Source organism: Dongia soli (genome assembly GCF_034044715.1).
In the GTDB taxonomy this organism is placed as follows: Bacteria; Pseudomonadota; Alphaproteobacteria; order Dongiales; family Dongiaceae; genus Dongia_B; species Dongia_B soli.
This window is the reverse complement of sequence record NZ_JAXCLW010000003.1, coordinates 294,592-306,620: the sequence shown is the minus strand read 5'-3', so window position 1 is coordinate 306,620 and position 12,029 is coordinate 294,592. Positions and strand designations below refer to the sequence as shown.

The 12,029-nt window shown below is 62.2% G+C and carries 11 protein-coding genes; 6 read left to right on the top strand and 5 right to left on the bottom strand.

The window, feature by feature from the left end:
* The first annotated feature begins 6 nt into the window (after window positions 1–6).
* Genes cobI through SMD27_RS13510 form a run of 4 tightly spaced genes read left to right on the top strand, consistent with a single transcriptional unit; the run spans window position 7 to window position 4,600 of the window.
* Window positions 7–711 carry a precorrin-2 C(20)-methyltransferase gene (gene cobI, locus SMD27_RS13525; protein WP_320508931.1) on the top strand — a complete coding sequence of 235 codons (705 nt, stop codon included), beginning with the start codon at window positions 7–9 and terminating at the stop codon, window positions 709–711.
* Window positions 708–2,564 carry a precorrin-3B C(17)-methyltransferase gene (cobJ, locus tag SMD27_RS13520; protein ID WP_320508930.1) on the top strand — a complete coding sequence of 619 codons (1,857 nt, stop codon included), beginning with the start codon at window positions 708–710 and terminating at the stop codon, window positions 2,562–2,564. Before cobI ends, cobJ begins: the two co-directional genes overlap by 4 nt.
* Complete coding sequence (gene cobM, locus SMD27_RS13515; protein ID WP_320508929.1) at window positions 2,561–3,337, top strand: precorrin-4 C(11)-methyltransferase; 777 nt, start codon at window positions 2,561–2,563, stop codon at window positions 3,335–3,337. Before cobJ ends, cobM begins: the two co-directional genes overlap by 4 nt.
* A gap of 6 nt (window positions 3,338–3,343) precedes the next feature.
* Window positions 3,344–4,600 (top strand): MFS transporter, encoded by a 1,257-nt coding sequence (locus tag SMD27_RS13510; protein WP_320508928.1) that lies wholly within the window; start codon window positions 3,344–3,346, stop codon window positions 4,598–4,600.
* On the opposite strand, the gene SMD27_RS13505 is transcribed toward SMD27_RS13510, so the two are convergent.
* Both SMD27_RS13505 and SMD27_RS13500 read right to left on the bottom strand, forming a co-directional pair.
* Window positions 4,540–5,328 (bottom strand): cobalt-precorrin-6A reductase, encoded by a 789-nt coding sequence (locus SMD27_RS13505; RefSeq protein WP_320508927.1) that lies wholly within the window; start codon window positions 5,326–5,328, stop codon window positions 4,540–4,542. The genes SMD27_RS13510 and SMD27_RS13505 overlap by 61 nt on opposite strands.
* Entirely contained in the window at window positions 5,309–6,412 is a 1,104-nt protein-coding gene (locus SMD27_RS13500) for a cobalt-precorrin-5B (C(1))-methyltransferase (RefSeq protein ID WP_320508926.1), read from the bottom strand. The genes SMD27_RS13505 and SMD27_RS13500 overlap by 20 nt, the downstream gene beginning before the upstream one ends.
* A gap of 68 nt (window positions 6,413–6,480) precedes the next feature.
* Here SMD27_RS13500 and cobA point away from each other — a divergent pair, with 68 nt between their 5' ends.
* Together cobA and SMD27_RS13490 are read left to right on the top strand one after the other, a co-directional pair.
* A complete protein-coding gene (cobA, locus tag SMD27_RS13495; protein WP_320508925.1) occupies window positions 6,481–7,320 on the top strand; it encodes a uroporphyrinogen-III C-methyltransferase in 840 nt (279 codons plus the stop codon).
* Window positions 7,321–7,323: 3 nt separating this feature from the next.
* Entirely contained in the window at window positions 7,324–8,700 is a 1,377-nt protein-coding gene (locus tag SMD27_RS13490; protein ID WP_320508924.1) for a cobyrinate a,c-diamide synthase, read from the top strand.
* Window positions 8,701–8,709: 9 nt separating this feature from the next.
* Here the strand turns inward: SMD27_RS13490 and SMD27_RS13485 are convergent, their stop codons facing one another.
* From SMD27_RS13485 to SMD27_RS13475, 3 genes are all read right to left on the bottom strand, one after another.
* Window positions 8,710–9,678, bottom strand: a complete 969-nt coding sequence (locus SMD27_RS13485) for a DMT family transporter (RefSeq protein ID WP_320508923.1) — start codon at window positions 9,676–9,678, stop codon at window positions 8,710–8,712.
* A gap of 3 nt (window positions 9,679–9,681) precedes the next feature.
* A complete protein-coding gene (locus SMD27_RS13480; protein ID WP_320508922.1) occupies window positions 9,682–11,022 on the bottom strand; it encodes an NAD(P)/FAD-dependent oxidoreductase in 1,341 nt (446 codons plus the stop codon).
* Window positions 11,023–11,195: 173 nt separating this feature from the next.
* Entirely contained in the window at window positions 11,196–11,930 is a 735-nt protein-coding gene (locus SMD27_RS13475) for an SOS response-associated peptidase (protein WP_320508921.1), read from the bottom strand.
* Between the last annotated feature and the right edge of the window lie 99 nt (window positions 11,931–12,029).

The following is a 12,029-nucleotide window of genomic DNA, read 5'->3' as shown; positions in this document are numbered from 1 at the left end:
GAAGTGATGACAGGTATTATTTACGGCATCGGTGTTGGACCGGGCGATCCGGAATTGCTGACAGTGAAGGCGGCGCGCCTGATCGCAGCAGCGGATCTGATTGCTTATCCGGCGCCGGAAACCGGCGACAGTTTCGCCCGGACAATCGCGGCGCCTTATCTGACGGCGGGCCGGCCGGAATTGGCGATCCGCATGAATATCGGCGACGGCCAGTTTCCCAAGGACGATATCTATACAGGGGCAGCGGAAGAACTCATTCGCGCCGCGCAAGCGGGCAAGACTGTCGTCGTGCTCTGCGAGGGCGATCCGTTTTTTTATGGATCGTTCATGTATCTCTATGCTCGCATGGCCGGCCGTTGCCGCGTCGAAGTCGTGCCGGGTGTTTCGTCATTGATGGCTTGCGCGGTGGCGAGCCGGGGGGCTTTGGCGGCACGCAACGATGTCCTGACCATCATTCCGGGACCCTTGCCGGAGGAGCAATTGCGCGAAAACCTGGCGAGCGCGGAAGCGGCGGCGATCATCAAGGTCGGCCGGCATTTCCCCAAGATCCGTCGCGTGCTGCGTGAGCTCGGTCTTGAAGCCAATACGCGCTATGTCGAGCGGGCAACGCTGGATAATCAGAAAGTGATGAAATTGAACGAACTCAGCGAGGATGCGGTACCGTATTTCTCCATGCTGCTGATGCATCGCCGGGGGGATGCCTGGTCATGATGATGCAAAACGACATGCGCGCCGCGATCATTGTGCTGTCGCGCGGCAGCCTCGCTCTCGCGCAACGTATCAAGGCCGCTGTGCCGGCTGCGGAAATCCATAGTCTCGCCGCGCGGATCGACGATGCCGATCTCACCTTTACGGAAACACCAGCACATTTGCGGAACTTGTTCCTGGCTGGCCGGCCCATCATCGGCATCTGTGCCGCGGGTATACTCATTCGCGGCCTCGCCCCGGTGCTGACGGATAAAGTATCGGAACCGCCGGTCCTTGCTGTCGCTGCCGATGGATCCAGTGTGGTGCCGCTGCTTGGTGGTCATCATGGCGCCAATCAATTGGCGCGCGATGTCGCTGCTGCCTTACAGGGTCACGCAGCTATTACCACGGCCGGCGATCTCAAGCTGGGCATCGCCCTGGATGAACCGCCGAGCGGCTGGGTGATCGAGGATATCGCCCAGGCAAAGCCGGTAGCGGCGGCGTTGCTCGCCAGCGAGACGGTCACTCTGCAGATCGAGGGCGGCGCTGAAGCCACCTGGCTGAGCGGGGTCAACGGCATCGTCCCTAGCGGCGGCCGGAAGACCATTCTGATCAGCGATCGCAAGGATGCTTCGGCCGATCTCGTCTATCGGCCGAAGACCGTGGTTCTGGGCATCGGTTGCGAGCGGCTGGCGCCCCTCGAAGAAGTGAGCGATCTGGCGCGGCGTTCCCTCGCCGACGCCGGCATCTCGCCGCTATCCGTCGCCTGCATCGCCACCATTGCTTTGAAAGCCGCGGAGCCGGCCATTCATGCCTTGGCTCGCGAGCTTGGTGTGCCGGTACGGGTCTTCACCGCGGCGGAATTGGAAGCCCAGGCGCCCCGTCTCGTCAATCCGTCGGAGATCGTGTTTCAAGAGACCGGCTGTCATGGCGTTGCCGAGGGCGCGGCCCTTGCCGGTGTCGGCGCGTCCGGTGCGTTGATCCTGCCGAAACAGCGCAGCAATCGCGCGACCTGCGCCGTTGCTCGCGCTACCGGCATCGTCGATCCGACGAGCATCGGTCGGGCGCGCGGCAGCCTCGCCATTGTCGGCATCGGGCCGGGTGCTGCCGCATCGCGCACCCATGAGGTCGATGCCGCCCTGCGCAAAGCGAGCGATTTCGTCGGCTACAAGCTCTATCTCGATCTGCTGGGGCCATTGACGCAGGGCAAGGGTCTGCACGATTCCGATCTTGGCGCCGAGGAAGCCCGGGCGCGGATTGCGCTCGATCTCGCGGCCCAGGGCAAGGACGTCGCACTGGTCTGTTCGGGTGACGCGGGTATCTATGCCCTGGCGACCTTGGTCTATGAACTGATCGATAAGGAGCGCAATCCGGATTGGGAGCGGCTGGAGATCACCGGCCTGCCGGGTGTGTCGGCCATGCAGGTGGCAGCCGCGCGTATCGGCGCGACACTGGGCCATGATTTCTGCGCCATCTCGCTTTCCGATCTGCTGACGCCCTGGCCGGCCATCGAGCAGCGGTTGAAAGCGGCGGCGGAAGGCGATTTCGTCATCTCCTTCTATAATCCGGTGTCGCAGCGCCGCCGCACGCAACTTGCCGCGGCCAAGGAGATCCTGCTGCAGCATCGGCCAGGCGACACGCCGGTCCTGTTGGCGCGCAATCTCGGCCGTCCTGGTGAGACCTTGCGCGTGGTGCATCTGACCGATCTCAATGTCGATGATGTCGATATGCTGACCTTGGTCCAGGTCGGCAGCAGCGCCAGTCGTGTGGTACAGCGGCCCGATGGCGGTGTTTGGGTCTATACGCCGCGCGGTTATGAGAAGAAGATGACTATTCGGTCCGATGGCGGACAAAAGCTGGCTGGGGGCAAAGCATGAGCATGGTTCATTTCATCGGTGCAGGGCCGGGCGATCCGGAACTGATCACCGTCAAGGGCAAGCGTCTGATCGAAGACGCGCCGGTCGTGCTCTATGCAGGTTCGCTGGTGCCACCGGGAATCGTTGCGCTAGCGCGGCCCGACGCGGTGGTGATCGATACCGCGCCCCTGCATCTGGACGAGATCATTTCGCATATCAAAGAGGCGATCGACGCGGGCAAGACGGTCGCCCGCGTGCATTCTGGCGATCCGTCGATCTATGGCGCGACAGCCGAGCAGATGCGCCGGCTGGATGAGCTTGGCATCACCTATGACGTAACGCCCGGCGTGCCCGCTTTCGCTGCAGCAGCTGCGGCGCTCAAAAGCGAGCTGACTTTGCCGGAGATCAGCCAGACCATCATCATCACCCGGACCGATGGCGAAGCGTCGCCCATGCCTGAGGGCGAAGATCTGGCAACGCTCGGTAAATCCGGCGCGACCTTGGCGATCCATCTGTCGATCCGCAACATCCACAAAGTGGTTGCCGAGTTGACGCCGCATTATGGCGAAGATTGCCCAGTGATCATCGCTTTCCGTGTCGGCTGGCCGGACCAGGAAATCGTGCGCGGTACGCTGGCTGATATCAAGGCCAAGGTGAAAGCCATGAAAGTGACGCGAACGGCGCTCATCTTTGTCGGGCATGTGCTGGGCCGGCGCGATTTCAACGACAGCCGGCTCTACCACGTCGATCATCAGCACGTCTTGCGGCCGGGAAAGAAGAAGGCAGCCGGCTGATCCGCCATGGCGGATCGCGATTTCAGATATCTGCTGGCCGCCTTCGCCACCTCAAGCATGGGAACGAAGGTAGCGCGAGAGGCGGTGCCGCTGACTGCCGTTCTGGTTCTGCAGGCGACGCCAGGCGAGCTCAGCCTGATCGGCGTCGCCTCCACCTTGCCGGTCCTCGTTCTTGGCCTCATGGCAGGCGCTTGGCTGGACCGGCGGCGACGGCGACCGGTCATGATCGCTTCGGATCTCCTGCGTTTCGCCGTCTTAATGTCAGTGCCGCTCGCGGCCTGGTTCGGCCTGCTCGGACTAACTCAGCTAGTTGTCGTCGTTGCGCTGGTGACGACCTTGTCACTGTTCTTCGACATCGCCGATCAGGCGCATTTGCCCTCGCTGGTCGATCGGGTCGTTCTGCTGCGGGCCAACAGCCAGCGTGAGACCGTGGATGCGACGGCGGAAGTGATCGGCCCACCGATCGGCGGCATGCTGGTCCAGATCATCACTGCGCCCATGACTTTGTTGATCCATGCGCTCTCCTATTTGCTCTCAGCCATCTTGCTGTTACGCATCCGCCGGCCAGAAGCGGCGGTCGCCATCGACCGCCAACAGCGGCGCGATCTCTGGGGCGATATTCGCGGTGGCTTCAGGGCGCTCTGGCAGCAGCCATTGCTGCGGCCATTGCTGATCGCGCGCGGCTTGCGGACGTTTTTCGGGGCGATGATGGGACCCTTTTATGTCTTGTATGTCATCCAGCATCTGCATGTGTCACCGGGAGAACTTGGGTTCATCATTGCCGCCGGCGGTCTCGCGTCGCTTCTGGGAACGTTTCTTGTGCGCTGGACCGCAGGCTGGCTGCCGGTAGGGCCCGGCATCATTGCTGCCTTCGCGGTCAAGACTCTGGGCCTCGCCTTATTGCCGACGGCCGGGCTGTTGCCCGTGGTTGCAATTCCACTCCTGATCGCTCAGCAAATCCTGCAGGATGGCGTGACGAGCTATTTCGCCATCCACGAGCGGCATTTGCGGCAGAGCCTGATGCCGCAGGAACAGCTGGCGCGCGTCAGCGCGACGGTGCGCGTCGTCAATGACGGGCCGGTGCCCCTCGGCGCAGCAATTGCGGGTCTGCTGGTGCCGGTCCTCGGCCTGGATGGTGTTTTGTGGCTGGCAGTCGGCGGCTATTCGCTATCGGCTCTGGTTGCCTTGTGCTCGCCTGTGCGTCACTTGCGCGCTGCACCCGCCTCGGAACTTGCCCAGGCGGCCACGCAGGTCAGCGCCTGATCGATATTGTCCGCGACCGGGCAGCCCGGCTGTTTCGCGATGGCCGGCCGGTCGATCATGACGACTGGAACTGCAAGATCGCGGGCGACATCGATCTTGGCATAGGTCGCGAGGCCACCGCTGTTCTTGCTGACGATCAGGTCGATCTCGTGTTCCATCATCAGGCGCCGCTCGTCGATCCAGGAAAATGGACCCTTGCTTAGGATCAGCTCGTAGCGTTCGAGCGGCGGTTCTTGCTTCGGCGGGTCAACCATGCGAACGATGAAATGGCTACGGGTATTTTTTGCGAAGGGCGCCAGATCGGAGCCGCCGAGGCTAAGAAGAATCCGCTGCCCGTGCCATCTGCAGATATCGGCTGCGGCAGCAGTCGATTCCACCTCAATCCAGATATCCAACGGATCGCGCCGCCAGGCCGGCCGCAACAGGCGCAGCAACGATACGTCCGCAGCCGTGGCTGCAGCTCTGGCATTCTCGCTCATCTGCGCCGCATAGGGATGCGTGGCATTGATGATCAGGCGGATATCATGGCGCCGCAGATAATCGGTCAGACCTCCGACGCCGCCGAAGCCGCCGACGCGAACCTCGCCATCGGGCAGGCGCGGGGCGCGGGTACGGCCGGCCAGCGAAGTGACAACCGGCAGGTCGGTAACTTCGCGCAGCCTGGCGGCCAATTGATTGGCCTCGCCGGTGCCGCCGAGCAGGAGAATCTTAGGCTGCGAAATCGGCATGGCCGGCCAAGACACCCTTGCGGTCGTAGATCAGGATTTCGATGCTGACGGCATGATCGCAGGCTTCGGCAGCAACCGCCCGGGCCTTCTCTGCGATCGCATTGGCCAAGGGCAGTTCTGCGGCCTGTGCAAGTTCCAGGACCTCCATCGCCGTATTCGCTTCGCTCATGCGATCGACCAGTTGCGGGACGGCACCCAACGCCGCCGCGGATTTGGCAAGACTGTCGAAGCTGACCTGGCTACGGCCGGAATGCAAATCGAGGCAGCCATCCGCCAGCTTGCAGATCTTGCCGAAGCCGCCGGCAAGCGTCAGCCGCGGTATCGGATGGAGCCGCAGATATTTCAGCGTGCCGCCGGCAAAATCCCCCATATCGATGAAGGCGAAATCGGGGAGGCCGTAGCGTTGCTGCACGGCAGCTTCCGTGGTCGAACCGGTACAAGCGGCGGCATGCGGTAACCCCGCAGCGCGGATGACATCAATGCCGCGATGGATCGAGGCGATCCAGGCCGAACATGAAAACGGATTGACGATGCCGGTGGTGCCGAGGATAGAGATACCGCCTAGAATGCCGAGCCGCGGATTCCAGGTTTTCTCCGCCAGTTTCTCGCCATGCGGCACAGAGATTTCGATTTCGACATCGGCCTGTTTTCCATGCGCCGTCATCAGTTCGTTGACGACATCACGCATCAGCTTGCGTGGAACAGGGTTGATCGCCGGTTCGCCGACCCCGATGGGCAATCCGGGCTTGGTCACCATACCGACACCAGGGCCGCCGCGAAAGACGATGCCCTGGCCTGCAGGCAAGAGGCGCAGGCTGGCGCGAATCTCGGCGAGATGCGTCACATCGGGATCGTCCCCGGCATCCTTGATAATGGCCGCCATGTAACGCCCATCGGCCAGTTTTTCGGTGCGAGCCAGGGTGAAGCTCGGCTGTTCGCCTTTGGGCAAGGTTATGGTTACCGGATCGGGAAATTGCCCCGTCAGCAGCGCGGTCAAGGCGGCCTTCGTCGCTGCGGTGGCGCAGGCTCCGGTGGTCCAGCCGCGCCGCAGGGCCTGGGGAAGGTCTTTTGGCTTGCGAGTCATGACGCTATTCTAGCGGTCGATGTCCAAATTTGACTAGTCTGGCCGCGGCGGAAAACTAGGATGCCCGCATGAACAAATTGCTCGATAGCTTACCGGAATTGCAGCCCGGCTGGGTCTGGCTCACCGGCGCCGGTCCGGGGGCCGCCGGATTGTTGACCTTGCTGGCCGTACGCGGCCTCAGCCAGGCGGATGTCATCGTCTATGATGCGCTGGTCGATCAGGCGGTGCTCGATCTGGCACGGCCCGGCGCTGTGCTGGAATATGCCGGCAAACGCGGCGGAAAGCCTTCGGCCAAGCAGCCCGATATTTCGCTGCGCCTCATCCAATTGGCGCGCGAGGGCAAGCGGGTGTTGCGCTTGAAGGGGGGCGATCCTTTCGTTTTTGGACGCGGCGGCGAGGAGGCTCTGAGCCTGGTCGAAGCCGGCATTCCGTTCCGCATCGTGCCGGGCGTCAGCGCCGGTATCGGCGGCCTCGCTTATGCGGGTATCCCGGTGACCCATCGGGACTGCAATTCCGCCGTGACCTTCATTACCGGCCATGATGCATCGGGCGTCGTGCCAGACGGTATCGACTGGATGTCGCTGGGCAAAGGGTCGCCCGTCATTGTGCTCTACATGGCCTTGAAACATATCGGGCAGATTGCGGAGAGGCTGCAACAGGCCGGCCGCAGGCCGGATGAACCGGTAGCGGTGGTCAGCAAGGCGACGACATCGGAGCAACGGGTGCTGGAGACGACACTGGCGGCCTGCTCGGCTGCGGTCGAGGCAAGCGGGATCGAACCACCGGCCATCGTGGTGGTGGGCGAGGTCGTGCGTCTGCGTGCGGCGCTCGATTGGATCGGTGCGCTGGACGGCCGCATCCTGACGCCCGATCCCCTCGGGCACCGAAACAAGACACAGGTTGGATAAAGCGTGGATGTCGGCGCTGACAGCCGGCCCCGAGCCTCGATCCCTCGCGGCCTGATCATTGCCGCCGCCGCTTCCGGCAGCGGCAAAACAACGCTGACGCTGGGGCTTCTTCATTTGCTGGCGAGGCAGGGTATCGCGGCGCGGGGCTGCAAAATCGGACCCGATTATATCGACCCCGCCTTCCATGCCGCCGCCAGCGGCGCGGATTGCTTCAATCTCGATCCCTGGGCCATGCGGCCAGCCAGCCTCGCAGCCTTGATCGATGCATCCACGCCGGCAGACCTGCTGGTTGTTGAAGGCGTCATGGGGCTGTTCGACGGCGCGGCCATGCCGGCGGGCGCGGTGGCCGATATCTTGCCGATCGGCTCGACGGCGCAGCTCGCGGCAATGACGGGTTGGCCAGTCATCCTGGTCTTGAATGTCAAAGGCCAGGGAGCAACGGCGGCAGCCGTCGCGCGGGGGATGCGCAACCATCACCCGGGCGTGCATATCGCCGGCGTCATCTGCAACAATGTCGGCGGCGCCCGGCACGTCGAAATCCTGCGCCAGGCTTTCGATCAACTCGGCCTGCCGGTTTTCGGCTTCGTGCCGCAAATAGCCCATCTTGCTTTGCCGGACCGGCATCTCGGTCTGGTCCAGGCGGCAGAACATGGTGATCTGCCACGCTTCCTGCAGAGGGCGGCCGATCACATGGCGACCCATGTGGAGATCGATCGCTTGATCGCCGCCGCTCAGCCGATCGCTATCGACTCGCCAGATACGGGAAAGCCGCCACGGGCTTTGCTGCCGCCGCTCGGCCAGCATATCGCCATCGCCAAGGATATCGCCTTTGCTTTCGCCTATTCAGGGCAGTTGCTGGCTTGGCGCAAAGCGGGTGCGGAACTCAGTTTCTTCTCGCCATTAGCCAATGAAACGGCAGCCAAGACGGCCGATGCCATCTTCCTGCCGGGAGGCTATCCGGAACTGCATGCCGGTAAGCTGGCATCTAACACCTGTTTTCTCGACGGCTTGCGTGATGCGGCCGCGCGCGGCGTGACCATCTATGGCGAATGCGGCGGCTATATGGTCTTGGGGCGGGCGGTTACCGATGCGGAGGGGCACCGTCACGCAATGCTCGGCCTGCTGCCGCTGGAAACCTCTTTCGCACAGCGCAAACTGCATCTCGGTTATCGAGAGCTCCGGCTTCTCGCCGCTAATGCGCTCGGACGTGCCGGCGACTCATTCAGGGGCCATGAATTCCACTACGCCACGATCCTGCAGGAAGACGAGGGCGGCAAGCTCTTTGAGATGCGCGATGCACAGGGGCGGGAGCTTGGCATTGCCGGCCATCGGCATGGCGTGGTTTCCGGATCGTTCATGCATCTCATCGATCGTCGCTAGTTGAAGCGGTTAAGCCTCTTCGACGGCGCGCGTCGCAAGTGATATCTGCCGTCGATCCCGGACCAGCGTTACGAGCATGACGCCAACGACCATGGCGGCAAGGGAGCCCCAGATCCAGGCGGTATGCATCTCGCCGAAGACCAGCCATCCCCAGAAAGTGCCACACAGTGTGATGGTATAGGCGTTCTGCGACGCGAAAACGGGACTGATGACCTGGATCAACCAGACAAAGGCGATGGTGAAGAGGGCATTGATCACCATCATGCCGAAAGCGCAGTAGGTCACGATATCCCAGGCGCGAAACGGCGAGATGAAGCCGTCGGTTGCCCAGGCGAAGGGTACAATCACCAGGCCACCGATGAAAAGCATGGCAGCCGTCTGCGACAGGGCATCGGCCCCGGGCGGACATTTCAGCGCGATATAAACATTCTGTGACGCATAAAGTACCGAGGCAACCAGACCGATCAACACCCAGCCGACCATCGACGTATCAGGCAAGCTGTTGCGCGGCAGCACGATCATCAACACCCCGGCAAAGCCCAGCAATACGCCAAGCGCGCGCAAGGCGAGAAACCGTTCGAGCCGCAACAGAACGACGAAAAGATAGGTAACCACCGGTGCCAGGGGAATCAGCAGGGTGGTGATACTGACTGGCAGGTGTGGTGAAACCCAGAGCAGGATGACCGAGGGCAAGGACAACCCGATCAGGCCGTTGATCGTATAATAAATCAGATGCCGGCGATCGAAGCGTGGCCAGCGCCTGATGAAGGCGCAGACCAAAAGCAGAAGAAGGCCGCTACCCAGCCCCTCCCAAATCGTCATGCCGAAGGGAGATGCGCCGCGCGTCGTGGCGATCTTTGCCAAGGTATAGCTGCCGCTCCAGCCAAGGCCCATGGCAAGTAGGAAAAGCGGCCCCACGACATACCGAAACCAGGTTGACTGATAGCGCGTTTCCATCGCCACGGAGCCGACTGTCATGGTTCAGGAACGCTGATCCTGGAATTCGTACATCTGATACATGACCCGTTGATAGACGCGGCGGAATGCCGGAAAGGGGAAACGCGGCAAGGGCACGCGCAACAGGCTGCTGGCCTGGAGCGTCTTGGAGCCCGTCAATTGATGCGCGAGCAACCTACCGCAATAAGTCGACAGCGCGACGCCGGTCCCGATATAACCCAGGGCATAATGTACGGTGCCTTCATCGCTCGTGCCGACATGCGGGTTCTTGTCGTAGGTGGCGCAGACCCAGCCATTCCAGAAATACTCGATATCGACCTTGGCCAGCGGCGGAAACATCTCGCCCAATCGGCGGATCAGCCAGGCCCGGCGTTCTGCCCGGCTTTCGGGCGTATCCTCAATGCCGCCCCGCGCACCGAAAAGGATGCGATTGTCGGGCAGCAGGCGATAATAGAACAGCAGATGGCGGGTATCCCAGATTTTGCGATAGGTCAGCCAATTGACCGATTGCCGTTCGGCTTCGGTGAGCGGCCGGGTCACGATGATATTGGAGAGGACGGGCAGCAGCCGGCCGTTGATATGCGAATGCAGGCGGTCACCGGTATAGCCATTGCCGGCGATCACCACTTGATTTGCCCGGACAATGCCGCCCGGCGTCGACAGCAGGTGACGTTTGCCATCACGCCGCCAGGCTTGAACCGGCGAGGAGCTGTGAAGGATTGCACCGTGCTTCTGTGCCGCGCGCGCCATGCCCCGGGCATAACGCAGCGCATGCAGAGCGAAACCTTCTTCGTAGAACAGCGCGCCATGCGCCTCGCGGCTGATCAAATGGTCGCGTTCCAGTTCCTGCTTGCTCAGAATCCGAGTTTCGACCCCGAGTTTTTCCTTCATGAAACGCTGATCTTCGATCAGATTTTTGACCCGGCTGGGTTGATGCGCCAGTTCCAGGCCACCGTCAGGGGTCGGCTGAGCATCAATAGCCTCCTCGCGTAACAGGCCGTGAACCAGGCGGACGGCATCGCGGCTCTGCTCGAAACTGTTGCGCGCGCCTTCCAGGCCCCAACGCCGGATCCAGCCGTCGATGCTGCTTTTGCCGATGCCGATCGAGGCGAAGCCGCCATTGCGGCCGCTGCAGCCCCATCCGATCTGGTTGGCTTCCAGCACATGGGCCGTCTGGCCGAATTCCTTGGCCAGATGATAGGCGGTGGAAAGCCCGGTATAGCCACCGCCGATGATGGCGACGTCGATGTCGATATCGCCGCGGATCGAGGGGGTATTTTCGACCTCGTCGCCAGCTGTCTGAGCCCAGTAGCTGTCCACATGTGGCCGGCCGGGCGACTGCGGGTCGATGATATTGATAGCCATGATTCCCCCTGATGATCTATGCGCCGGCCAGGGTCCTATGGGGACCGGCGCGCCGGATTGGTTTGCCGACACTATCCAGCATTAGCCGGGGGGCTGTCGAGGTTGCAAATGACCGGCATGTCCCACATGAAAATCCTGCATGCCGGGAGCAGGTTTCGCTTTTCAGGCGAATATCAGCGTCCGGCGCGTTGTTCCGGCCAATCGAGCGCCAGTTCGGTTGGAATTAACGGGCGTGGTTCCACGCAGCGCGCATCGTCGTTGCGAACGCTGCTCACGGCATTGCCGACCGGTGTCTGCGTGATCGGCTGCACCTCGTAAGGCTGAAGCAGGTCGCGCAGGAATGCCTCCGATGTGCTTGGATCGAGCCAGGCGGTATAGGCCTGCGGCGGCAGGATGACGGGCATTCGATGATGCAACTGCTGCAAATCTGGAATCGCCGTCGTGGTAATGATGGTAAAGCTGCGCAGGATCGTCCCGTCGGGATTTTTCCAACCTTCCCATAACCCCGCGAAAGCGAAGCATTGCTGGTTCGGCAGGGTGAGCAGTACCGGGATCTTGCCCAGCCTCTCGGCTTCCTGCTCACCGGGCTTCTGCCATTCGTAGAAGCCGTCCACCGGGATCAGGCAGCGGCGCTTGGCAAAAGCTTGGCGGAAAGCGGGCTTTTCGTGCACGGTTTCCGACCGGGCATTGATCATCGACCCGGCCATCTTGGTGTCCTTCGCCCAGGCGGGAACCAGGCCCCAGCGGAACAAGCGCAATTCCCGCCGCCCTTCCTGGCCAAGCCCGATGACGGGAGCCTCCTGAGTGGGCGCGATATTATATCGTGGCGCGAGATTGAGCGTGCAGCGAATCTCAAACAGAGCTTCCAGCGCATCGGGTGGGGTGGTGAGTTTAAAGCGGCCGCACACGTTGCTCGATCCTTTCCTCAGCCCTCATCACTGACATGTCGTGCGAGTCGGCTGCAACTCGGCATGATTGGAAAGCATGAGGCGATGAGTTCCGCGCCG